General features: G+C 49.6%; 20 protein-coding genes, 1 tRNA gene and 1 other RNA gene. 2 read left to right on the forward strand and 20 right to left on the reverse strand.

Annotated elements, in window-relative coordinates; all coding sequences use genetic code 11:
* Window positions 1–90: 90 nt before the first annotated feature.
* The 13 genes from LOS79_RS24130 to LOS79_RS24190 form a co-directional block, all read right to left on the reverse strand.
* A protein-coding gene (locus LOS79_RS24130) for an IS1182 family transposase (RefSeq protein WP_315412864.1) occupies window positions 91–1,451 on the reverse strand; the annotation gives its coding sequence in 2 pieces (ribosomal slippage) (window positions 91–881 and window positions 881–1,451; 1,362 coding nt in all).
* A gap of 293 nt (window positions 1,452–1,744) precedes the next feature.
* On the reverse strand, window positions 1,745–2,575 hold the full coding sequence (locus tag LOS79_RS24135) for an Rpn family recombination-promoting nuclease/putative transposase (protein WP_315412952.1): 831 nt from the start codon (window positions 2,573–2,575) through the stop codon (window positions 1,745–1,747).
* Between the two features lie 101 nt (window positions 2,576–2,676).
* Window positions 2,677–3,041: a transfer-messenger RNA gene (gene ssrA / locus LOS79_RS24140) on the reverse strand.
* Between the two features lie 205 nt (window positions 3,042–3,246).
* A complete protein-coding gene (gene smpB, locus LOS79_RS24145) occupies window positions 3,247–3,726 on the reverse strand; it encodes an SsrA-binding protein SmpB (RefSeq protein ID WP_315412954.1) in 480 nt (159 codons plus the stop codon).
* 566 nt (window positions 3,727–4,292) lie between these two features.
* Window positions 4,293–7,319: a ribonuclease R gene (gene rnr, locus LOS79_RS24150; RefSeq protein ID WP_315422425.1), complete on the reverse strand. Its 3,027-nt coding sequence runs from the start codon at window positions 7,317–7,319 to the stop codon at window positions 4,293–4,295.
* Window positions 7,320–7,550: 231 nt separating this feature from the next.
* Complete coding sequence (secG, locus tag LOS79_RS24155) at window positions 7,551–7,784, reverse strand: preprotein translocase subunit SecG (RefSeq protein ID WP_042132758.1); 234 nt, start codon at window positions 7,782–7,784, stop codon at window positions 7,551–7,553.
* Window positions 7,785–7,927: 143 nt separating this feature from the next.
* The gene (locus tag LOS79_RS24160; protein ID WP_315412959.1) at window positions 7,928–8,191 is read right to left on the reverse strand and encodes a YesK family protein; all 264 of its coding nucleotides are present in this window, start codon (window positions 8,189–8,191) and stop codon (window positions 7,928–7,930) included.
* A 168-nt stretch (window positions 8,192–8,359) separates the two neighbouring features.
* Window positions 8,360–9,646 carry a phosphopyruvate hydratase gene (gene eno, locus LOS79_RS24165; protein ID WP_315412961.1) on the reverse strand — a complete coding sequence of 429 codons (1,287 nt, stop codon included), beginning with the start codon at window positions 9,644–9,646 and terminating at the stop codon, window positions 8,360–8,362.
* A 56-nt stretch (window positions 9,647–9,702) separates the two neighbouring features.
* Window positions 9,703–11,247, reverse strand: coding sequence for a 2,3-bisphosphoglycerate-independent phosphoglycerate mutase (gpmI, locus tag LOS79_RS24170; protein ID WP_315412962.1), 1,545 nt, complete (start codon window positions 11,245–11,247; stop codon window positions 9,703–9,705).
* A gap of 2 nt (window positions 11,248–11,249) precedes the next feature.
* Window positions 11,250–12,005 (reverse strand): triose-phosphate isomerase, encoded by a 756-nt coding sequence (gene tpiA, locus LOS79_RS24175; protein ID WP_315412963.1) that lies wholly within the window; start codon window positions 12,003–12,005, stop codon window positions 11,250–11,252.
* 27 nt (window positions 12,006–12,032) lie between these two features.
* Complete coding sequence (locus LOS79_RS24180; RefSeq protein WP_315412964.1) at window positions 12,033–13,214, reverse strand: phosphoglycerate kinase; 1,182 nt, start codon at window positions 13,212–13,214, stop codon at window positions 12,033–12,035.
* Window positions 13,215–13,430: 216 nt separating this feature from the next.
* Window positions 13,431–14,441, reverse strand: a complete 1,011-nt coding sequence (gap, locus tag LOS79_RS24185) for a type I glyceraldehyde-3-phosphate dehydrogenase (RefSeq protein ID WP_315412965.1) — start codon at window positions 14,439–14,441, stop codon at window positions 13,431–13,433.
* A gap of 116 nt (window positions 14,442–14,557) precedes the next feature.
* Window positions 14,558–15,610, reverse strand: a complete 1,053-nt coding sequence (locus LOS79_RS24190; protein ID WP_315412966.1) for a sugar-binding transcriptional regulator — start codon at window positions 15,608–15,610, stop codon at window positions 14,558–14,560.
* Between the two features lie 329 nt (window positions 15,611–15,939).
* Here LOS79_RS24190 and LOS79_RS24195 point away from each other — a divergent pair.
* A tRNA-Arg gene (locus tag LOS79_RS24195) sits at window positions 15,940–16,014 on the forward strand.
* 179 nt (window positions 16,015–16,193) lie between these two features.
* Here LOS79_RS24195 and LOS79_RS24200 read toward each other — a convergent pair.
* Window positions 16,194–18,170 carry a beta propeller repeat protein gene (locus LOS79_RS24200; protein ID WP_315412967.1) on the reverse strand — a complete coding sequence of 659 codons (1,977 nt, stop codon included), beginning with the start codon at window positions 18,168–18,170 and terminating at the stop codon, window positions 16,194–16,196.
* Window positions 18,171–18,463: 293 nt separating this feature from the next.
* Here LOS79_RS24200 and clpP point away from each other — a divergent pair, with 293 nt between their 5' ends.
* On the forward strand, window positions 18,464–19,060 hold the full coding sequence (gene clpP, locus LOS79_RS24205; RefSeq protein WP_036690083.1) for an ATP-dependent Clp endopeptidase proteolytic subunit ClpP: 597 nt from the start codon (window positions 18,464–18,466) through the stop codon (window positions 19,058–19,060).
* Between the two features lie 110 nt (window positions 19,061–19,170).
* On the opposite strand, the gene LOS79_RS24210 is transcribed toward clpP, so the two are convergent.
* From LOS79_RS24210 to yvcK, 6 genes are all read right to left on the reverse strand, one after another.
* On the reverse strand, window positions 19,171–19,809 hold the full coding sequence (locus LOS79_RS24210) for a GDSL-type esterase/lipase family protein (RefSeq protein WP_315412968.1): 639 nt from the start codon (window positions 19,807–19,809) through the stop codon (window positions 19,171–19,173).
* A gap of 133 nt (window positions 19,810–19,942) precedes the next feature.
* Entirely contained in the window at window positions 19,943–21,046 is a 1,104-nt protein-coding gene (locus LOS79_RS24215) for a PdaC/SigV domain-containing protein (RefSeq protein ID WP_315412969.1), read from the reverse strand.
* 241 nt (window positions 21,047–21,287) lie between these two features.
* Window positions 21,288–22,046, reverse strand: coding sequence for an SIMPL domain-containing protein (locus LOS79_RS24220; protein WP_315412970.1), 759 nt, complete (start codon window positions 22,044–22,046; stop codon window positions 21,288–21,290).
* 293 nt (window positions 22,047–22,339) lie between these two features.
* A complete protein-coding gene (locus LOS79_RS24225; protein ID WP_036651317.1) occupies window positions 22,340–22,609 on the reverse strand; it encodes an HPr family phosphocarrier protein in 270 nt (89 codons plus the stop codon).
* 97 nt (window positions 22,610–22,706) lie between these two features.
* Window positions 22,707–23,636, reverse strand: coding sequence for a DNA-binding protein WhiA (whiA, locus tag LOS79_RS24230; protein ID WP_315412975.1), 930 nt, complete (start codon window positions 23,634–23,636; stop codon window positions 22,707–22,709).
* Between the two features lie 14 nt (window positions 23,637–23,650).
* Window positions 23,651–24,589 carry a gluconeogenesis factor YvcK family protein gene (gene yvcK, locus LOS79_RS24235; protein WP_397386811.1) on the reverse strand — a complete coding sequence of 313 codons (939 nt, stop codon included), beginning with the start codon at window positions 24,587–24,589 and terminating at the stop codon, window positions 23,651–23,653.
* Between the last annotated feature and the right edge of the window lie 37 nt (window positions 24,590–24,626).

A 24,626-nucleotide genomic window follows, 5' to 3' on the forward strand; every position in this document is an offset into this window, starting at 1 on the left:
CGCTCAGATTGTCGAGAAACCCAGGTCATTTAAAGACCCTGGGTTTCTTTTGTATTTCAAAGTCGAGCAGCCAATGGGAAGACGAGGGGGTTATCCCCGTTTTTCCCGGCGATCCAGGTGGATCGCCATCTTCTTCATGTTCTGCACGGCTGCCGTCATCAGTGCTTGTTCCCTGACATTTGGCAGTCCGCGCAACCGGCAATAGCGAAACCCATGGAGCTCTTTAGCATCCGCGAAGCTTCGCTCAATCGTTTCTTTTCGTTTGCGGTACAACTGCTTTCCCGACTTGCTGAGCCGGTTGTCTCGGACCCAATCCTTACTGTCCTCCCAGACATGCCGAGTTACCACTTTGCGGTGGTTTTTGGACTGCGTACACTGGTTTAAAAACGGGCAACTTTTGCATTGCTCTGGATCAGATGCATACTGCTGGTATCCTTTGCGGTCCGTTGTGCGGTACTTCAGTTCTTGACCAGCCGGACAGACATACATCTCTTGCTCTGCGTTAAACGAAAACTTCCATTTTGGGAATAGTCCTTGCTTGGAATGGAATCTCCGGTGAGCAATAACGGCAAAAATCTTTCGGCTTTGCAGACCGCGGCAAATCGGTGTTGTTAAATATCCTGAATCTAGAGCAATGGCTTCCACTTGAAATCCAAAACGTTCTTGCTGCCGGTCTAGACGCGACAAATACGGCACGGAATCATGGACATTTCCGGGCGTAACATGGACATCCGTAATGAGATTGTATTTCATATCTACAGTCCGGTGGTCCAGATAAAAAAAGCCTTCCGGTTTACCATCGCGGATCATGTACCCGCTATCAGGATCGGTCTTGCTCACTTTAATTTCTTTTTCTTCGTTCACTTCCTCTCTAGGTTTTAGGGCTTTTTTCCATGGTTTTCCCGGTCTGCCTCTACCGCAGCATTGAGTTCATCTACATAATCCTTAGTATTTTGCAGCACCTGTTGTTTGGTGTATTGGTGTTTATTTGCATTGGCCTTGACGTGGGTGGAGTCCGAGACAAGAACTCGTCCGCCCACCATCCGGTGCGAAATCGCCTGAAGAACAATTTCGTCGAAAATATCCTGAAAAATGTTTGTGTCTTTAAATCGGGTACGCCGGTTCCAACTCAAGGTGGAGTGGTCTGGAACCTTGTCGGTTAATCCGAGTCCAAGAAACCAGCGGTAAGCTAAATTCGTTTGAACTTCACGTTCTAGCTGACGTTCGGAACGAACGCCGTAGAAATACCCTATGAAAAGCATTTTAAATAACACGACAGGATCAATCGCAGGGCGTCCGTTATCCGAGCAGTACAAGGGTCTAACCTTCTCATCGATAAACGAAAAATCAATATATTTATCTACCTTGCGAAGCAAGTGGTCTTGAGGAACCAAATCTTCAATAGAAACAAATTCATAAGCTTGTTGTTTTTCTCGATTGGAGCGAAGCATACTGACACCATCCGTTCTATAAATAGTTACCTATATTATACAACATTAACGCGGTGTCGTATGAAATCAAAGTCACATAAAGAAGGCTGTCGAGACTTTCTCGACAGCCTGAGCGCCGTAAGGCGCTATTGTTGTCTTTTCATGGTTTCTGTATTGAAGTCCGATTCATTGGTCATTGTCTCTTTCCATTATCGCTTAGGTTCAAAGTAAACTGAGTCGCTCCAGCTTCCAACTCCACTTGAAGTTTGTAATAGCAAAAGGGAGCATCCGCTCATTGGACACTCCCTCATTCTTTATTTTCTCAATGCATTGATCTCCTGTTCTGTTAATCCAGTAGCTTTTATAATCGTTGTTATGTCTAGATTTAAGTCAAGCATATTCCTCGCGACTTCCTTTATACCTGCCAATTTAGCACTTCCCAGCATGGAGGCCTCATCATGCAAATACTTCTGTCTAGCCTCATACAACCGTCTGGCCTCTGAATCCTGACTCAAATATTGCAAGGTATCCATGGCCTTCTCCAATCCTGGCTCATTCATCTTCAGCACCTCCCATTGTGATGTATCCGCACCTTTCAGGAACAACAGCCAATTGATCAACCCGCCTTCAGACGGAACGCTATGTTCATCCAGCTTCGGCAACTCCAAGAAATGAACCTCGATGTCATCAATCAAGGATATCCCTGTTCGGTCTTCCCGCAGATGAAATACGTTATGATATTGCTCATTCTTCAAGAATCCATAGTTTAAAATGTTAATCGTTACGCATTTCTTCAACTCTGGATACTTGTCCCCTTCACTCAGTTGACTCGCATACCGTTTGCTCCAATAAAAAAGCGTTCTTTTCTCTATGTCGTACTTATTAAATAACTGCATCTCTATATCAATTAGTTTACCTTCAGAGGTCTTGGCGTAAACATCAAAAATGGATTGTTTGTCGAGCGGATCGTCTTTATCCGTATAAGGATTCATCAGGATGATCTCGGTCAGCGGCGGCTCGCCAGCTTCTGTGAAAATACAGTTAAGGAACGCCAGCAGCACATCCTTATTGTTCTCGCTGCCAAATATCCGTTTGAACACAAAATCAACACGTGGGTCCAGTAAATCCATCGGCATCAGCTCCATTCGTTAATATTTATTATATCATTTTTCATTTGGAATAGGCTTTGAAGGAAAATACCTAACACGAAAAAAGACACCAATTAAGGTGTCTTCACTGATACTCCATATGGAGCCGAGGGGAGTCGAACCCCTGTCCGAAGATAACGGCACATAAGCTTCTACGAGTGTAGTTACAGTTTTGATGTCACCCTAGAAGCCCCCCGTAACCGGGTCCTCTTCGGGTCAGCCTGATTATCTTCTTCTGCTGACCCCAGGCGGAGACCAGACAGCGTATCCCACTACTTGTTAGCCCCTATCCCTGTCACATGGGCGATGCAGGGTAGAAGCACGCACACAGTTTCTTAGGCTGCGAAAGCGTAGTTGTTTTGTTGTTTGCCGTTTAATAGGCTTTAGCGTTGATGAAGCGGACGCGTCCCCACTACTCGCTACTCATGCTCGAACTATCCCCGTCGAATCCAAGAACGGCCCCTCATTAGAAAGGGCGCTTCGGATTAACGGATCAATTGAGCATAAATGCTGGCTGATCCCGTTCTCAGCAATCTTCAATTAAGAAGGCTGATCTGAAGCAATAAGATTTACTTACACAGTATATCACATTTATCAATACTTTAAAACGTGGGTTACAGGAATTGCAGGTCGAATCTGGAACACTCCAGGTTACAGATGGATTACGGCTACCTGGCGACCTTTTGCTTCTCGCGCAGTACACGCTGGATATCACGCTGAGCATCACGTTTCGCGGCAGAATCGCGTTTGTCATATTCCTTCTTCCCTTTACCAAGGCCGATCAGAAGCTTGGCGTAGCCATTACGCACGTACACCTTCAACGGTACAATCGTGAAGCCATCGCGCTTAGAGGAGCCGAGCAGCTTGTTGATCTGTTCCTTGTGCATAAGCAGCTTGCGCGTACGTGTCGGATCGCTAGGATTGGCGCGGTTCCCCTGTTCGAATGGGCTGATATGCATATTGTGGATATGAATCTCGCCGTTGCGGATGGTGGCAAACGCATCTCCGATATTTGCGCGGCCGTTACGCAGCGATTTGATCTCTGTTCCAGTCAGAACCAGGCCTGCCTCATACGTATCCTCAATAAAATAATCATGGGAAGCCTTTTTGTTCTGGGCGAGCACTTTCCCGTCTGCTTTTTTACCCATGAGAGTCACTCCTTGAACCCGATTAGCGGCAGTCCGGTATGGACGCCAGATCTATATTGTATCAAATGGCCGGCTGGAAACGCAAGGAAGGCCGGTCTGTTCTGTAGCGTTCATTTTGACATATGTATGTCAGTAAGTTCGTGAAATGTGCCAAAAAAGCAACAAATCTGCCCCTATATAAGCTGAATTTATGATACGAGCTCCAAATCCTGCACCAAATACAATATTGGGCTCATCAAATCAGGCTTAATCAGAATTTGTTGTATAAAAGGTAGCAATCCCTCCTAATTGAACGGCTACATGGAAGAATTCATGTATTTCATACAACATTCTTTACAAGCTGGCCCATATTCATGATTCCAAGTTGTACTGCGTACAACATTAGGTCTCACCTGCAGTAAGCAGGCTCAGTACTCCTACATTTCGAATGCTTGTTCAGTAATAGTCTTAATTGCATCCTACATAGCCTCAATCATCTTTACTAGAATGTTCACTGTCTCTGCATAATATCCCTCTTAAAAAAGAGCACTGCCCCTTATAAGGAGCAGTACTCTTATCCATTCCGCTTAAGCCTGCGGTTTCTTCTTGCGTTTCCTGCGGCTGCCCCCTTCGGGGCTGCCGCTCTTGTCACTGCCGGCATCTGCGGATGCCGGGTTCGTGTTCTTCACGTTCCCCGGGGTCACGGAAGTGCCAATGAACACGCCGCCTTTGTTCTTCTTCTTGCGGCGGCCCTTACCCCCGGGCGCTGCGCTGCGGCCTTCGCCGCCGAAGCTGCCGCCCAGGTCCTCGCGGCTGCGCAGCCGCGTGTTCCCGTCCACGCCGCGCAGCTCACCGCTGCTCTGCCCGCCACTGCCGCCGCTTGGCGCGCCGTAGCCGCCCTTGCCGGAGCCGAACCCGAAGGCAATGCCGCGTCCCGCGCCACTGCCTCCGGCGTCTCCGCCGCGGCCTCTGCCGCGCTCACCGCCTGCAGCGGAAGCAGCAGCTAATGCACGCTGCGCTGCTGCCTCCGGCCCGCGTCCGCGCTTGCGGCCCCCTGCTGCGCCCCCGCCTTCACCCGGCGCTACACCCGCGCCGCCGAATCCGTCCGCATTGCCATTACCTGCGTAGCCCTCGCCTTTACCCCAAGCGCCGGCTCCGCTATTGCCTTCGCCCTTGCCCCGGCTGCCGGATTCGCCCCCGGTATTGCCGCCTAGGCTCCAAGCACCGGCCCCGCTATCCTTCTTGCTTTTGCCGGCTGCGCCGAAGATACTTCCTTTCGCTTTACCGCCACTTTTAGCTTTACCTGCGGCGCTGCCGTTCTTGCCATTACCCGCACCGGCTGCGCTGCCGGGTTTGCCTTTCCCGCGGCCTTTACCGCCAGCTTTGCCTGCCAGTGGCTTGTTGAACCCACCGGCTCCCGGACGGCCGCCTTTGCCGCCGCGGCCACCGTAGCTCCGGTGTTCACCCGCTGCGCGGGGCTTCATGTCAACCAGTTCAAAGTCGATCGTATGGTCATCCATGTTGACTTTAGCCACACGGATCTTCACTTCATCACCGATACGGAATACCTTGGAGGTCCGCCCGCCAATCAGCGCCATATGCGCTTCATCGAAGTGATAGTAATCGTCTGTCAGCGCGCTGAGACGAATCAGTCCTTCAACCGTGTTGTCCAGTTCAATGAACATCCCGAAGCTGGTAACACTGCTGACCATGGCGTCGAATTCTTCGCCGACCTTGTCCTGCATGTACTCGGCTTTCTTCAGCTGCTCTGTATCCCGTTCAGCCTCTACAGCTACACGCTCACGCTCCGAGGACTGCTGGGCGATATCCGGCATCCGTCCCGCCAGATATTCATGCCGTTTCTCGGTCAGTGCTCCGCCATTCTCCAGGACTTCACGCATTACACGGTGAATAACGAGGTCAGGGTAGCGGCGGATCGGCGAAGTGAAGTGGGAGTAGAATTCTGCTGCCAGTCCGAAGTGTCCTGTGCTCTCAGCATCATATTTCGCCTGCTTCATCGACCGCAGCATCATTGTGCTGATGACGGTCTGCTCCTTGGTGCCTTGAATCTGCTCCAGCAGATCCTGCAGCGCACGCGGATGTACAGAGTTGCCTCGTCCCTTGACATGGTAGCCGAAGTTAGAAGCAAAAGCCATGAAATTCTGCAGCTTCTCCGGGTCCGGATCCTCATGAATCCGGTACAGGAACGGCACCTTCAGCCAGTGGAAATGCTCAGCCACCGTCTCATTGGCCGCAAGCATGAACTCTTCAATAATCTGCTCGGCCACGGAACGTTCCCGCTTCACAATATCGATCGCTTTACCGGCTTCATCCACAATGATTTTGCTCTCTTCGAAATCGAAATCAACCGCACCGCGCCGCATCCGCGCACCGCGCAGCTTCATGGCAAGCTCCTTCATCAGACGGAAATCACCGATCAGCGGGGCGTAACGCTCCAGCAGCTCAGGATCTTCATCCTCGACGATTTTACGGACATCGGAATAGGTCATGCGCTCCTTGGTCCGGATTACGCTCGTGAAGACATCATGCTTCACAACCTTCATATGCTCATCAAATTCCATTTCGCAGGACATGGTCAGCCGGTCCACCTTAGGATTCAAGCTGCATATACCGTTTGACAGCCGGTGCGGCAGCATAGGAATTACCCGGTCCACCAGATAGACACTACAGCCGCGGTCATAAGCTTCCTTATCCAGCTCAGAGCCTTCACGCACATAATAACCAACATCGGCAATATGCACGCCCAGCTTGTAGTGCCCGTTCTCCAGACGTTCCACGTTAACCGCATCATCGAGGTCTTTGGCATCTGCGCCGTCAATGGTTACTATATTTAATCCGCGTAAATCGCGGCGCCCCTGCTGAATAATCTCCTCATCGGTAATCGAATCGGGCGCCTGCTCCGCTTCCTTCATCACTTCAGCCGGGAAAGCCTCAGGCAGCTGATGTTTGCGGATAACCGATAGAATATCTACCCCCGGATCATCCTTATGGCCGAGAATCTCAATGATCTCTCCTTCAGCCGCTGCACGGCCTTCCGGATAACTTACGATGCGGACGACAACCTTTTCCCCATCAACAGCTCCTTTAAAACTCTGTTTGGGGATGAAAATATCACGGTTAATCCGCTTATCATCCGGCAGCACAAAGCCATACGTCTCCAGGCTCTGGAATACGCCCACCGTCTGAGACACGCCTCTGATCAGAATCCGCTCCACTTCGCCTTCCATCCGTCCGCCGGACTGGCTTCTTGAGGTAATCCGGATCAGTACGATATCTCCGTTCATTGCCCCCTTCAAATCATTTGCGTGAATGTATACATCGGGATGATCGCGGTCATCGGGAATTAAGAAGGCAAAGCCTTTCGCATGAGCCTGCAGCCGCCCGCGCAGCAGATCCATCCGCTCCGGTACGCCGTAACGGTTATTCCGGGTCAGAATAATCCGGCCGTCCTTTTCCAGGTCAATCAGCAAGCGTTCAAAGGCTACAAAAGCCTCTCTATCCTCAATTGCGAAATGGCTCACCAGTTCATCATAAGTTAATGGTTTATAAGCAGTCTCCCGCATAAAATCAAGCAGGTTATCCTGTGTTATCATGTTCGTCACCTCGGCCCTCCGCAGCATTCACATGCCGCTGGCATATATGTATGTCTTGTCCTAACGTATAACCAATAATTCAAGTAAATTTTACCTTTATATACTTCATACCCTAGTATACACGAAATCAATCCGGGCCATCCCTGTTATGATGTTCGGTATATTAAATCTGCACAAAAAAAGCCTCCGCCTATTCCATTCAGAACAGTGCGAAGGCTTCCTGTAGGCAAACTAGTCAATAACGATAGCCACTACGATCGACATGATAAAGAATCCGGCAGCAAGTCCAACTGTTACACGCTGCAGCACGAGTTCCATACCGCGTGCCTTTGTTTTACCGAAGAGATGCTCAGCACCGCCGGAGATGGCACCGGAAAGACCAGCACTTTTCCCTTTTTGCAGAAGAACGACCGCAATCAGACCCACGGCAAAAATCAGAAGCACCACTTTCAAAAAGATATCCATTCACTTCCACCTCCTACGTCCAAGCATCACTATCTATGCTAAATTTGACCTCACGATTTCATAAACAGCATTTTTATTTTATCATAGCCGTAGATTGAATACAACCTTACAAATCGCTATGAAGGCATATCCTGCTGAATTTATCAGGTTTGTCTTCTATAGGATGCAAGAACGAGTAATAGTAAACCTGAGATCAGGATTACGGGCACTGCAAAGAAAGCATATCCTATTCCCTCCCAGCCGCCAATTACCAGCAAGCTGCAAATTAGCAGAACAACGCCGCCGATAAACCCGGCGAATCCGGGATAATAGATAAAGCGGTTCCGCCTGCTGCTGCTTCGTGACAGTATCCAGCTGAGGATGATAAGTAATATTCCAACCCCTATCCCGGCAATAATGGCATTCATCTTGTCACTCCTTCCAGATTCTACAAGTATAGAATACCTGCTGGATGCAAAAGATGCAAAGCCTAGGGACCCGTGAGGCTTATCTTGCGTATGAGCTTCTTCTTTAGTCCATAACAAAAAGCCTGCCGGAGTCCGGCAGGCTTTTTGCAAATATTAGCTCAAAAGCAATTATCTTTTGAGGTTGTAGAAGGATTTCAGGCCGTTGTATTGAGCCAACTCGCCCAGTTCGTCTTCGATGCGAAGCAACTGGTTGTATTTAGCAACACGGTCTGTACGGGAAGGAGCACCCGTTTTGATCTGGCCAGCGTTAGTCGCAACAGCGATGTCAGCGATTGTGCTGTCTTCGGATTCACCGGAACGGTGGGAGATAACTGCTGTGTAGCCAGCACGTTTTGCCATTTCGATAGCATCGAAAGTTTCAGTCAGTGTACCAATCTGGTTAACCTTAACCAGGATGGAGTTACCGATGCCTTTTTCGATACCTGTTGCAAGGCGCTCAGTGTTAGTTACGAACAGGTCGTCACCAACGAGTTGAACTTTATCGCCCAATTTTTCTGTGAGCAATTTCCAGCCATCCCAGTCATCTTCGGACATACCATCTTCGATAGTGATGATTGGATATTTCTCAACCCAAGAAGCAAGCAGGTCCACATATTCAGCGGAAGTGTAAGATTTACCTTCGCCGGCAAGTGTGTATTTGCCATCTTTGTAGAACTCAGTAGAAGCAACGTCCATACCAAGGAATACGTCAACACCTGGTTTGTAACCGGCTTTTTCGATCGCTTCGATGATGGTAGTGATTGCTTCTTCGTTCGAACCAAGGTTCGGTGCGAAGCCGCCTTCGTCACCTACAGCAGTGTTCAGGCCTTTGGATTGAAGTACGGATTTCAGGTTGTGGAAGATTTCAGCACCTGTACGAAGAGCTTCTTTGAAGCTAGGAGCTCCAACCGGAAGAACCATGAACTCTTGAACGTCGATGTTGTTGTCTGCGTGCTCACCACCATTGATGATGTTCATCATTGGTACTGGAAGAGTCTTGGAGTTGAATCCGCCCAGGTATACGTACAAAGGAATATCCAGAGCTGTTGCAGCAGCGCGGGCTACGGCCATGGATACAGCCAGGATTGCGTTAGCACCCAGTTTACCTTTATTGTGAGTTCCGTCCAAAGTGATCATCAGCTTGTCGATGCCCACTTGGTCAAGAGCGTCCATACCGATTACTTCTGGAGCGATAATTTCATTTACGTTCTCAACAGCTTTCAGAACGCCTTTACCCATGTAACGGGATTTGTCGCCGTCACGAAGCTCTACAGCTTCATGAGCGCCAGTGGAAGCGCCGGAAGGAACGATAGCGCGGCCTTTAGCACCAGATTCAAGATAAACATCAACCTCTACAGTAGGGTTACCGCGGGAGTCAAGGACTTCGCGTGCATACACATCAGAAATAATAGTCATGTAAGTTTAATCTCCTTTTAACTTTGTTTTGGTATAGCCGTATAGCTTCTTCTTGCTTATTTGCGGCTGGCAATCATGGATTGTCCGGTCATTTCCGCAGGCTGCGGAAGTCCCATCAAATCGAGAATGGTCGGAGCCACGTCTGCGAGAATACCCGATTCACGCAGCACAACATCTTCAGTCGTAACGATGAAAGGAACAGGGTTAGTGGTATGAGCTGTGAACGGGCGCCCGTTCTCATCAAATACCATATCCGCATTACCGTGGTCGGCAATGATGATCGCAACGCCGCCTTTGGCAACCACTGCATCGACAACTTTACCTACGCATTCGTCCGTTACTTCAACCGCCTTGATGGTAGGCTCCAGCATGCCGGAGTGTCCAACCATATCAGGGTTAGCAAAGTTCAGGATAATGGCATCCTGTCTGTCCGCTTCGATCTCCGCTACGCAGGCCGCCGCCACTTCGTATGCGCTCATCTCAGGCTTAAGATCATAGGTTGCCACTTTCGGCGAGTTAATCAGGATACGTGTTTCGCCAGGAAGCTCTTCATCGCGTCCGCCGCTGAAGAAGAAGGTTACGTGCGGATACTTCTCAGTCTCCGCGATACGCAGCTGCTTCTTGTTCTGCTGAACCAGTACTTCACCGAGGGTGTTGTCCAGGTTCTTCGGAGAATAGGCCACGTAGCCTTGAACCGTCTCGCTGAAGGTTGTCAGGCATACGAAGTGCAGGTTCTCAGGGAACTTAGGACCACGGTCGAAGCCGCGGAAATCGGAGTTCGTGAATACCTGCGACAGCTGGATGGCACGGTCAGGACGGAAGTTAAGGAAAATGACAGAATCGCCGCTCTCCACTGTCGCAACCGGGTTGTTCTGGCTGTCTACAATTACACTCGGCTCCACAAATTCATCATACACAGAGTTCTGGTAAGATCCGGTGATGGCCTGAAGTGCATCGGTGTATTTAGGGCCTTCGCCATACACCATTGCACGATAAGCCTTCTCTACACGTTCCCAGCGTTTGTCACGGTCCATCGCGAAATAACGTCCGGATACTGTAGCAATCGTACCTACACCCACCTCTTCAATCTTGCCAACCAGATCCTGAATGAACTTCTGTCCACTGTCAGGCGCTACATCACGGCCGTCCATGAAGGCATGAATATACACTTCATGCAAATCTTCTTTTTTGGCCAGATCAAGCATCGCGAACAGGTGGTTGATGTGACTGTGCACGCCACCGTCGGATACAAGGGCATAGAGATGAAGCTTTTTGCCGGCTGTCTTGGCGCTTCTCACCGCAGCAACCAGCGTTTCGTTCTCGAAGAATTCACCATCACGGATCGACTTATCGATGCGGGTCAGATCCTGGTATACGATCCGGCCTGCGCCGATATTAAGGTGTCCTACTTCAGAGTTACCCATTTGCCCTTCCGGCAGACCTACAGCTTCTCCGCAAGCGGTAAGCGTAGTGTTCGGATATTGCTTCAGGTAACGGTCGTAGTTCGGTTTATTGGCTTGGGCAACTGCGTTGCCTTCATCCGTATTACGCAAGCCGAATCCATCCATGATGATTAGAGCTACAGGTCTTGGTGCTGACATGCTTACTTCGCCCCCTCAACGAGTGAAACGAAGGAAGCAGGCTGCAGGCTGGCACCGCCGACTAGAGCGCCGTCGATGTCGCTTTGACTCATATACTCCGTTACATTCTCAGGCTTCACGCTGCCGCCGTATTGGATACGCACAACTTCAGCAGTTGCTTCATCGTACAGGCCTTTAACAAGGGTACGGATGTAAGCAATAACTTCGTTAGCATCCTGGGAAGTGGAGGATTTGCCTGTGCCAATGGCCCAGATAGGCTCATAAGCAATTACAACTTGTGCTGCCTGTTCAGCGCTAAGGCCGGCAAATGCCGCTTCAGTCTGAACCTTGCAGACGTCCTTAGTCTGGTCAGCTTCGCGCTCTTCAAGCTTTTCGCCTACGCAGACAATTGGAGTAATGCCATGACGGAATGCCGCATGCATTTTTTTGTTTACAATTTCATCCGTTTCACCGAAATAAGCACGGCGTTCGGAGTGGCCGATGATAACATAATCTACACCGAGATCCTTCAGCATTACACCGCTGATCTCACCTGTGTAGGCACCGTTATCTTCAAAGTGCAGGTTCTGTGCGCCAATCTTGATGCTGGTGCCCTGTACCGCCGCAACCAGTGCAGGAAGATTAGTGAATGGTGCGCAGATAACAGTCTCTACGCCTTCAACCTCTGCCTGTCCTTTGATTTCAGCGATGAAGCCTTCGGCTTCCGGAACGGTTTTGAACATTTTCCAGTTGCCTGCAATGATAGGTGTTCTGCTCATAGTAATGAATTGCCTCCCTCTTCGGTATTACTTGTCGTTCAGTGCTTCTACGCCTGGAAGTGCCTTACCTTCCATGAACTCGAGTGATGCGCCGCCGCCAGTGGAGATATGATCCATTTGGTCTGCGAGGTGGAATTTCTCAGCAGCTGCAGCAGAATCACCACCGCCAATGACAGTGTAGCCTTCAGTAGTTGCACAAGCCTGAGCTACGGCAATTGTACCTTCAGCAAAGATGTCAATTTCAAATACGCCCATAGGTCCGTTCCAAACAACCAGCTTGGAGTTTTTGATGATATCGGCATAGATTTCACGAGTCTTAGGACCGATGTCCAGACCTTCCCAGCCAGCAGGAATTTCAGTTACATCTACAATTTTGGTGTTGGCATCTGCACCGAATTTATCAGCAACAACTACGTCAACCGGAAGCACAAAGTTTTTGCCCAGTGCTTTGGCTTTTTCGATAAATCCAAGTGCCGCATCGATCTTGTCGTTATCTACCAGGGAATTTCCGATTTCGAAGCCTTGCGCTTTGGTGAAGGTGTAGGAAAGGCCGCCGCCAATCAGTACGTTGTCAGCCAGAGTCAGCAGGTTGTCGATTACGTCAATTTTGTCTTTAACCTTGGAACCGCCGATGATGGCAGTGAAAGGACGCTCAGGGTTCGAGAGAGCCTTGCCCAGTACGGACAATTCCTTCTCCATCAGAAGCCCGGATACTGCAGGCAGGAAGTGAGCGATACCTTCTGTCGATGCATGTGCACGGTGAGCTGCGCCGAATGCGTCATTGACGAACAGGTCAGCCAGTTCAGCGAACTGTTTTGCCAGTTCAGGATCATTCTTCTCTTCACCTTTGTAGAAACGTACATTCTCAAGCACAAGCACATCACCGTTGTTCAGTTCAGCGATTTGCGCTTTCACTGCTTCACCAACAGCTTCATCAGCTTTCGCTACCGGTTTGCCGAGCAGCTCGGACAGACGCTCAGCAGCGGAAGTGAGACGCATGGAATCGACGAATTCACCTTTAGGACGGCCCATGTGGCTGGCCAGAATGACCTTTGCACCGTTCTCGATCAGGTATTTAATTGTAGGAAGAGTTTCGCGGATACGGGTATCATCGGTGATTTTACCGTCTTCCACTGGCACGTTGAAATCTACGCGTACAAATACGCGCTTGCCTGTTACTTCTACATCACGGACGCTTTTTTTGTTCATGATTAACATTTCCTCCACACCCAAAATTGGTTCATTCACGAATCCATTTGATCAAGTAGAAACAGCTGTGCCGTCCTCCTAGGGACGGTACCGTTTCAGCGAGAAATAGAAGGATACTTTATAGCGACAAGGCTATAAAGTCTTATATTTTTAGAAAGAGCGGAAACAGGCTTTCATTGTTTCCGCTCTATGGTAATGCTTATATTAAATCCGGTATTACTTAGCCAGCTTTGCGAAGTGCTCCAAAGTGCGAACGAGCTGTGCAGTGTAAGACATTTCATTGTCGTACCAAGCAACAGTTTTAACCAGTTGTTTGTCGCCAACAGTCAGGACTTTGGTTTGAGTTGCATCGTACAGGGAACCGAAAGTCATACCCTTGATGTCGGAAGATACGATTTCATCTTCAGTGTAGCCGTAAGTTTCCGGATCGGAAGCTTCTTTCATGGCTGCGTTGATTTCTTCAACAGTAACATTCTTATCCAGAACAGTTACCAGCTCAGTCAGGGAACCAGTAGCAACAGGCACGCGTTGTGCTGCTCCGTCAAGTTTACCTTTCAGTTCTGGAATTACCAGGCCAATTGCTTTAGCAGCACCTGTAGTGTTAGGGATGATGTTCTCAGCAGCAGCGCGGGCGCGTCTGAAGTCGCCTTTAGCGTGTGGAGCATCAAGAGTGTTCTGGTCGCCAGTGTAAGCGTGGATTGTAGTCATCAGGCCTTCTACGATACCGAACTTGTCGTTCAGAACTTTTGCCATTGGAGCCAGGCAGTTAGTTGTGCAAGAAGCGCCGGAGATTACAGTTTCGGAACCATCAAGGATGTCATGGTTAACGTTGTAAACAACAGTCTTCATGTCGCCGGTAGCTGGAGCGGAAATAACCACTTTCTTAGCTCCGCCTTTCAGGTGCTTCTCAGCTGCTTCTTTAGTTGTGAAGAAACCTGTGCACTCCAGAACGATGTCTACGCCAAGCTCGCCCCAAGGAAGTTCTTCAGGGTTGCGGTTAGCCAGAACCTTAACTTCTTTACCGTTTACTTTGAAGAATCCGTCATGAACTTCAACGTCTCCCTGGAATTTACCTTGAGTTGTATCATATTTAAGCAAATGAGCAAGCATCTTAGCGTCAGTCAAGTCGTTGATTGCTACCACTTCGATACCTTCTACATTTTGAATACGGCGGAATGCAAGGCGTCCAATACGTCCAAAACCGTTAATACCAACTTTTACACTCATTGAATAGTTCCTCCTAGATTTCGTTTTATTTATTCAAGACAGGCCGTGAGGCTCGTCAAGACAACAATGTTAAGTATAATGCAAAATACCTTCGCGTGCTCCCCATTAATTGGGAACTATAGCACTTGCTGCAACTGTTTGTCGATTTCTTTGCCGATTTCGACCGCAGCCGCTTCATCCGTCACCAGAATATCCTCTTGCCCGAACCGCAGCATCGCATGAATAGCCTTAGCCTTGCGTTTGCCTCCGGCAATACCGATAACAACCTCTGTCCGGAGAATGTCTTCCAGGCGAAGTCCCATGGTCAGCATGGTATGAACCACTTCGCCGTTCTCATTGAAGTAATAGCCGAACGATTCGGCTACGGCCCCTTCGCCCTGAATCTCGGAGATAGTCTCCTCATCCAGCCTGCGGCGGTGGGTCATTTCAATGGCATCGCCAATTCCATGCACAATAATACGTGATCTGCGGATAATCTGCACAATCTCTCCGATATTGGAGTCCAGTGCAAGCGACTGATAAGCATCCCCGCTAAGCAGATCCGGCACATGCAGCAGGCGGTAGTTAGCGCCAAGCCGCTTGGCCATGGTTGATGCAATGGTGTTGGCCTGTATCTCCATGCTCTCTCCCAGTCCCCCGCGCGCCGGAACGACCCAGGCGTTCTTATAGGAAAGGGATAACGGAGGGGTCAGCTGGTCGGCCATTTCTGCCAGGGTTGATCCTCCCGTAACGGCAATCGTATCATCGCCGTGCATGAAGCTGAGCAGTGCCTTGGAGCCGGCCCGCCCCAGTTCACGTTTGGTGAACAGCGATGTCTCACAGTCGCCAGGTACCACTACTACTTTGGTGAGACCGTACGTTGAACGAATTTTCTCTTCCAGATCATCCAGGCCGAAGAGGCTCTTGGCGATCGGCTCCAGCAGGTCAAGCAGTCTGCGACCGGCATCGCTAATGCGCATACCGACGCTCTCGATCTCAATGAGCCCTTGCGATTTCAGAAGATCCGTCTCGGCGCGCAGCACCCGCTCGGTCATATCAAGCGACGCGGCCAGCGTTCTGCGCCCAATAATATCGGACAGCATGATCTGATGTAGAATCGTATACCGTCTCTTAAGGGTTTCCATGAGATCAGGCAGAAGCTGCTTTTGGATTTCCAATAGATTACGCATACTTTCACTCCTGCAACTTCGTCTTTCTCTTTCCCCTTGTTCGTGGTCTTAAAATGTCCCGGGTTAACTTTTTAAGTCCCACCCATATTCTACCCAAAACTGACGCGGAGTGCAAGTGTTCCGAGAGTATAATTCTCAGGCCGGTTTATTCTTATACATCCGTCGGTCCTTGAGAGGGCCGTCCGGACCAAAACTGCGCCGGAAAACACTCTTAGGCCTGCTTGTCCGGCTGCAGGCTTTCCTGAAATATTAGCTTTCAAAACTATTTTTGATCAGCTTAGCTTAAGGCATTGCTTTTATCTGATAAGTATATTATAATAATTTCTGTTGCGCCCGTGGTCCAATGGATATGACGTAGGCCTCCGAAGCCTGAGATCCAAGTTCGATTCTTGGCGGGCGCGCCATCATTTACAACTTAACCAAATAAATATATTTGACCCGCAAATTGGTAATTTACTTTGCGGGTCTTTTCATGCTGCAGAAATTTTTGACCGCACAGAACTTAATGCAGGATGGCCGCGTTCAAGCACAACAGTTCCCATCCTGCATCACCTTACGTTATTAATAATCTTCGCCGAATTAATTAAGGTTTATATGTCAGATACGTCCCCTTGTTTCCCACAACAATGTATTGCTGCCCGTCCCAGATAATTCCCGTCAAGTACTCTGATGTCCCCGACTTCATCTTGGTCCAGGTCTTGCCGTCGGCAGAGCGCAGGATTAACCCGCCGGCCCCCACTGCCATGAACTCTCCGTTGCCGTAAATTACGGAACTGAGCCGGTCTTCCTTCTTCGAATTATGATCAACCCAGATGAAATAATACTTCTCATAGGCTGTATAAGCCGGAAATGCTGCCTTAATCCACTTGCCGTTCTCCAGGTAGTAGAGCAGCGTTCCTTCTTTCTCCGAATATTGATACTTAACGGTGCGGTTATTGCCCGAAACGGTAACCGGTTCATTGTCTATGCTCTGCTTCTTAGCCGGAGAGACATCGATCCAATTTTCTTTGTTTGTGTCATAGTTATAAACTTTGCCAAAGCGTGTACGTCCGGTAAACTTCTGGCCGTCCCATTTGACATCAACCCCGTTGTCGAGTTCATAGAAAACACTGCCTTTGGAAGTACCTTCGCTGCTTATTCTGGTGAAGGTATAGGTGTTCGCCAACACCCTCCAATGCCAGTCCTCCTGGCTCAGCAGAAATGCGAAATCGCCTGCAGGATTAGTATCAGCACTGTCCACATTAAACGTTCTGTCGAAGGCATACGGGCTATCCCACTGGACTCTGTCTGTTGATGTCAGAAATCTGCCATTGGAACCGTACAAGTAATAGCTGCCAGACTGATAGCCGATTCCGTAAATATCGAACCCAAACGAGGATTTCGCTTCCTGAACCGTGTGCTTCGTGAAGCTTACCAGGTCCGGGGAGGTGTAGATGCCTCCGAACGAGGTAACGGCTATGTATTGTCTGCCATCCCAGATGGTCTTGTAGAAATTGATCCGGTCCGGATTAATTTGTGAGATAGTATTCAGGCCAGGGTCTCCTTTGTCCACTTCCTCTGATAGGCCCGTATTCTCGAAGATATTAACACTCGTCCAGCTTACCCCATCGGCCGAACTGGCCAGATAACCGCCATTCAGGTTCATCACATAACGGCCATTCATATAGTCGACCGTATCAGGCGCAGAGGATTGCGTCCAGTCCAGCAGCTTCTTGTTCGCGGCGTTGAACAGCTTGCTGCCCCAGCTGTCTGCAACAGCTGCGCCAGGCTGCGGACGTGCCGAATCATAGATGACTTTGGCCGCAACATAACCTTTGGAGCCGTAAGTTAAATCTTCTGCCTTATAATCGTTAACGGTCCAGTTTACCAGATTTTTGCTGGAGAGCACATTTCTTTCCGTCAATATAAAATAGGCACCGTTAATGTATTTAATTCTGGCAGCTTGATACTGGTACTGCGCCGCTTGCACAGTCTTCCAGGATTTTCCGTCCTTTGAACTGGAGACATACACATAACCGGTTCTGGATGAATTCTCGCGCTTAGCTTCACAACCCTTTGACGGCTCCGAAGGAAAGCAGAACGCATCCATCTGCGTTAACACGACAAACTGCTTACCGTCCCAGATTACACTAGTATTAGTGACACTCCGCTGTTTCGAGAAATCACCTGTCTCTGCTTCCTTCATTGTGGGCACCTGGCTTTTGGTCAAAACGATAGCCTGTCTGCTCCATTTCAGGCCATCTGCCGAAGTCAGCAGGACGTTCTGCTCCCCTACCGCAGTAAAGACACCATTGCCGTACGCTACAGAGAGCAGATTAGTACTGATGCCTGTCTGTACGACATGCCAATTCTCCCCGTCCTCCGATCTCACAATGGCTCCAGCACCGCCGGCTGCAACATAAATTCCTTTGCCGTTGGTAACGTCATACAGATCACTGCCAAAGAACACTGAGGACTTTGCAAATGAATACACGGGCTGAGCCGCAGCAAATACCCCTCCGGCCGGAAGCAGCAGCAGGCAGAGCATAATCAATAGCGGATTTATTATTTTTTTGGACAACTGTGTCTCCTCCTTAAGATTAAAAAAATATTTCAATGTATAATTTTAGTATAGTAGTTAACTATTTAGTGGGAAGTGACTTATTTACACTTTCAAAATTATTCCGGAAATATGACTAAATACCCGGATAGGGAGAAGAAGATTTCCGCAAAAGCCACCGGGCCGGAAATCTTTTTAGAAAGCGGGTTTGACTTTCTTTGACTTTTTGTTTGAATTTGTTTATCATGTGGTTATTACGGTAACAGTAAGAAATGAATAACATTCGAAGCACCAATTTCAAGGAGGTTTTCCACGTGAGTTATATTCCTATGGTAGTAGAACAGAGCAACCGCGGTGAGCGCGCTTATGACATCTATTCCCGCCTGCTGAAGGACCGCATCATTTTCCTTGGAACGGAGGTTAATGACGTGGTAGCCAACTCCATCATCGCCCAAATGCTCTTCCTGGCTGCCGAGGACCCGGATAAGGATATTCACCTGTATGTGAACAGCCCCGGCGGTTCCATTACAGCGGGTATGGCTATATTTGATACAATGCAGTACATTAAGCCGGATGTATCCACCATCTGCGTAGGGATGGCTGCTTCCATGGGAGCATTCCTGCTGAATGCCGGCGCCAAGGGCAAACGCTTTGCTTTGCCGAACAGCGAAATCATGATTCACCAGCCGCTGGGCGGCGCACAGGGCCAGGCTTCCGATATCGAGATCCGCGCCCGCCGCATCATCAAGCTGCGTGAGAAGCTGAACCGCATTCTGTCTGAACGTACCGGCCAGCCGCTGGAGAAGATCGAGAAGGATACTGACCGCGATTACTTCATGAGCGCTGCTGATGCTGCTGAGTATGGTATCGTTGATAAAGTTATTGAGAAGACTTTGCCGACAGGCGTATAATCGTCCACACTAAAAAGGCTGCCAGAACCCGTAAGGGTTCCGGCAGCCTTTTTAGTGTGCTTAAGCAAGTGCGGCGTGCATCAGCCATCCCGGGACACAAAGCCCTCCCATCAGCCCAGGCGCCCATATCCCAGGTTATCCAGCTTCCCGGCGATGACGCGGTAGCCTCTGCCGTTAGGATGAATGTGGTCAATGAACAGCAAACCGCGTTCATTGCCGGCAAATTCATTGTAAATGGAAGCAAATCCGCATACCCTGCTGCTGTATCCTGCAGTATATCTGTTAAACTGCCTCACCCAATCCGTAGCTTCATCTATTTGCGGATAGGGGTTATATAAACCGACAATCCGGATGAGATAAGGCCCCGGCATTCCGGCCTTCAGCTGTGACAGCGTACTCATGATATCGCTGATATTCCGTTTGCAGTTGCGCAGCGCCTTCTGCAGCAGCGGCGGCAGATCACCAGGGCGCGTACCGGCAGCTTTGGCCGCTTTGATTAGGTCATTACCACCAATCGAGATCGTAATCAGATCGGCATCCTGAATGGCCCGCCGGAAGTTGTAATCCGTCTTCAGCCGCTGCTCCAGCCCCTCGGTAGTCAAACCGTTAACGCCCAGATTGGTCAGATGGACCGGGGCACGCAGTCTGGCCTCCGCCATCCTGCGGTAGACCGGCACGAAGCCGTTACCGGGCAGCGCTCCGAACCCCGTCGTCAAAGAATCGCCGATTGCTGTATACTGATAGCTCATCTGTATCCACCCCCGTTCATTAAGCCAGCTTCTTTCTTTAGCTTATGAAGCGGCGGTGCAGCCGGGAACGGCGAGATGTCCATAATAATAAGAGGCAGGCTGAGTAGTGATCAGCCTGCCTCTTACATGATTCTTATTTCAGCCCTGCGAACGGACTGCTTCCATCAGGCAGCAGCTCCTTGAAGCTGAAGCTAAACTCAGGGAAGCCTGTAGCATATGCTGTATAATCGTACACCTGGAAGAAGAGCACGGCCTTGCCGTCTTTCAGGTAGAAGTACTTCTCTGTATTCAGCCCCGTAAAGCCTCCCAGATACCCTCCATTTGCTTTGAGCTCGGTGGTCAGTCGGGCATTAAGCTGTTTCTTGTAATTCGGATTGGCGCCGAACAGATCACCCAGCAGCAGGCGTTTGCCGTCTTTAAGCGAGAAGGTAAACGCGTTGCGGAGAGTCAGGCCATGGGCACCTCCGGTGTATCCGTACTGGTTCGTAATCAGACTCAGCACGCCGTCCTGATTATAAGTAACCACATAACCGCCTTCGAATTCATAAGGACGGTCGTCTTCCCATTTATTCTTCACCTGCTCTTCAGCCTCAGCCGCATACTTAAGAATAGTCTGCTTGATGGTATCGTTGATCGCCTTCTCGGCTTCTGCGCTCTTCAGACCGCTGACTTGCGGGTAATCCAGCTTAATCGGCGCATCCTTATAGTCCTTGGTGTAGCTCTCTGTCGTTATAGTTACAGCGTTCTGTGTGCGCTTCATAACATTCAGCCGTCCTGTTGCAGCACTCCAGTCCCCTTTATAGCCCAAATAGTCACTCAGCAGATCAAACGGAACATAGAGACGGTTATTGAGATTTTTCACTCCATATTCACCAATGTAATAATTGTTCACTCTGACCGCAGTATCACCATATTCCGTGTTCGTCAGCGTCAATTTCGTTGAACCTTTACCGGCCGTATAAGTTTTCTCGTCTTTATCATAAGAGAGCGGCAGTCCCAGCCCGTCACGCAGGAACGTTACCGGAACCCACACCTGACCTTCCCGGAATAGACCTGTCTGCGTTGTAATTTTACCGTTTACCTTAAGTACTACTGCAGATGAGGCAGCTTTGATCTGCGGGGTGGCAGCAGCGGCCCCGGCATATCCGGCCGGAAATACATTTCCACTCAGCAGCATTCCTGCTGCAATAACTCCTGCTCCCCATTTACGGGTAAATTTCTTGGTATTCTTCTTCATTGTCCTTATTCCCCTTCCGCTGGTGCGATGATGAACTTGATGTGTACTCTCAGCTTCACTCCTCCTATTATAGGGAAACCAGGAGCGGTGAATGTTACAATGCACTTTACAGTTTCTTAAGGTTTGACCGCACTTTCATCAGACCATATGACATTTACTTAAACAAGTTGAGAACTTTAGAATAAATAAAGACGCCTGCCCCGGCTGTAACCAGCAGAGCAAGCGCCTCTTCAGGATCACTTTATTTCAGTTCATACGTTACGCTCAGCTGAGTGCTGACTTTGACTTCTCCCGGTTCAACGGAGCTTGATCCGGCCATGTCCGCTGTAGCATTAAGCATTTTTGCACCTTCAGCATACGCTACCGGATAATTTCCGGTGTCATTCTGAATTACAGTTACCACCAGGCCAAGTCCGCGCTTAGCTGCTTTAGCAATGGCTGCCGCTTTTACATCCGCATTCTGCATAGCCTTCTCGATAACCTGTGCTTCAAAAGCGGACGGGTCCTCAATGGCAAACTGTGCGTTGCCGATATTGTTCGCTCCTGCAGCCGATGCAGCATCAAGCAGCTGTCCGACCTTAGTCAGGTCACGGTAGGCAACCTGCAGGGTATGCTGGGCGTTGTAGCCTTTCACCTGCTGGCCATCCTTCTCGCTGTATACATAATTCGGCTGCACGTAGAACTGGGTGCTCTGAATATCCTTGTCTGCGATTCCCCAAGTCGTCTTCAGCAGTGCAGTCAGCTTCGTAATCTTCGCTGCAGTCCCCTTCTGCGCCTCTTGCGCCGTATCGGCAGTAGTATTCACCCCGATGGAGAGATAGACGATATCCGGCTTGATGGAGAGCTCACCTTTACCAATTACACTCACAATATTCTTCTGTGACTCGTCGGCGGCGTAAGCCTTTTCAGGACCTTTAAACACTCCGCTCAGCCCCATTCCTCCAATAATCAAGCTTCCTGCCAGCAGTATTGCTCCAAGTGATTTACCCCATTGTTTCATTGCTTGCCATCCCCTTTCAATTCTCTTAAGTGTTGGTATCCTCTAGACGGGCCAGCTTAGTAAATGTTGCATAATTCTATGTAAGATAATTAATATTTTATTTCAGCTTAACAAGGATAATCATCTGCCGTTCTCTATCCAGAACCGCCGGATAACATTTCCGTCTGCCTCAGTGTATTCCTCATCCTCCAGACCGCCATTCCAATACCCTTAGAATGGTATGAAAAAAAGCCCCTGAGGGCTTTCGATCAATGTACGATGACATATGGTGCTTAGTTAAGAGCATGCAGAACTTATTGGTTCTCAAGCTCTTCCTTGCTTACAAGACTTGTCAAAGCGGTTACAGCTTGTTCCGCATCCGCGCCGTCAGCGCTGATATAAATCTCCGTACCGGAACTGATCGCAAGGCTCATAATGCCCATGATGCTCTTGGCGTTAACTTTTTTATCGTCTTTTTCCACGAAAATCTCCGACGAAAACTTATTAGCTTCCTGCACAAACAATGCTGCCGGCCGAGCATGGAGCCCCGTCTTCAACCGGACAACTACCGGGTGCTTTGTCATGAAACCCTTACCCCCTATTTGAGATCTGCCCAAAAATTTCACATTAATTTTATAATATTATATCATTATAACGCCTACCGCACTAGAAAAAAAATAATCAGCCGCCCCGCACTTTGTCTGCCAGCTCATCAATTTTACGCAACCGGTGGTTTACGCCTGATTTACTGACAGTCCCGCCCAGCATATCCCCGACTTCCTTCAGGTTGATATCGGGATGGGCCAGTCTGATTTCCGCAACCTCACGGAGTTTGTCCGGCAGGCTCTCCAGTCCCACCTCGCGCTGCAGCAGCTTGATGTTCTCAATCTGCCGGACCGCAGCACCGATCGTCTTGTTCAGGTTGGCGGTTTCGCAGTTGACGATCCGGTTGACGGAGTTGCGCATATCACGCATAATCCGCACATCCTCGAATTTGAACAGCGCCTGGTGGGCTCCGATCAAGCTGAGAAACTCAATAATCTTCTCGCCTTCCTTGATGTATAGGATGAAGCCTTTTTTGCGTTCTATGCAGCGGGCATTCAGGTGAAATTCACCAGCCAGCGCAACAAGCGCCTTGCAGTGCTCCTCGTACATCGAAGCGATCTCCAGGTGATAAGAGGAACCCTCCGGATTATTGACTGAACCGCCAGCCATGAAGGCCCCGCGCAGATAAGCGCGTTTGCAGCAGTTCTTCCCGACAATTTCTTCATCAATCCCGTCGGTAAAGATGAAGCCTTCCGAAACAATCCGCAGATCCTTCAGAATCTCCTGGACCTGGTTAGGGATTCTTACGATATAGACATTATTCTTCTTCAAACGCATTTTTTTACGCACGAGCAGCTCGATATGGACCTGGTAATATTTCTTAAGCAAAGAATATACCCGCCTTGCAATCGCGGCGTTCTCCGTCGAAATGTCGAGGACCACCTTTTTGCTTGAAAGCTGCACCGAACCGTTCATGCGGATCAGCGCCGACATTTCGGCTTTCTCACAGCAGGGCTGGCTCTCCACCATCGTCAGCTCTTTCTTGGTAAGGGCCGCAAAAGACAAGGGGCTCACCTCTTTCAAATTCTGTTAATCCAATCCTGTACAAGCTGGTAAATATGATGACTTAGTTTATCTGTATCATGCCTCAAATAGGTTTTGAATAATACCAGCTTGTCGGCAATCACCTTATACCCGTTGCCGTCAATGGCATCACGGTCAAGCTGTACCGGACGCGCACCCTTCTCGGCATATTTCAGCTGAACCTGCTCCGGGATTTCTCCATCGTTTACAATCACATAATCGAACAGATGCAGCCCGATATGGTCATATACCGCCTGAAGATGATCACTGACTGTATAATTATCGGTCTCCCCGGGCTGGGTCATTACATTACATACAAAGATCTTAATGGCATTCGAAGCCACAACCGCCTCCGCCAGCTTCGGCACCAGCAGATTCGGCAGGATACTGGTATAGAGGCTGCCCGGACCTAGCAGGATGGCATCGGCATGCTTTATGGCCTCCAGCGCCTCCGGCAGCGGTTCTACATCGGCAGGCTCCAGGAACACGCGTTTGATGACTTTGCCGGCTTCGGGAATTTTGGATTCCCCGGTTACCAGTGTGCCATCCGCCATCTCCGCATGCAGCACAACAGCTTCGCCTGCAGCGGGCAGGACCCGGCCGCGGACGGCAAAGAGCCGGCTCAGCTCTCTGACAGCGGTAACGAAGTCTCCGGAAATGTCTGTCAGCGCTGCCAAAATGAGATTGCCGAGACTATGCCCGGCAAGGCCCTCTCCGGTACTGAAGCGGTACTTCATAATCTGCGCCATCAGCGGCTCGACATCGGCCATAGCTGTCAGCACGTTGCGGATATCGCCTGGAGGCGGCATCTGCAGCTCACTGCGCAGAATTCCGGAGCTGCCTCCGTCATCGGCGACAGTTACAATTGCCGTAATATCAAGCGGCTTCTCTTTCAATCCCCGAAGCATAACAGACAGCCCGGTGCCGCCGCCCATAACGACGATCTTCGGACGCTGTCCTTTTTCTTCAGCC

The organism is Paenibacillus sp. MMS20-IR301, from assembly GCF_032302195.1.
Taxonomy (GTDB): Bacteria; Bacillota; Bacilli; order Paenibacillales; family Paenibacillaceae; genus Paenibacillus_AQ.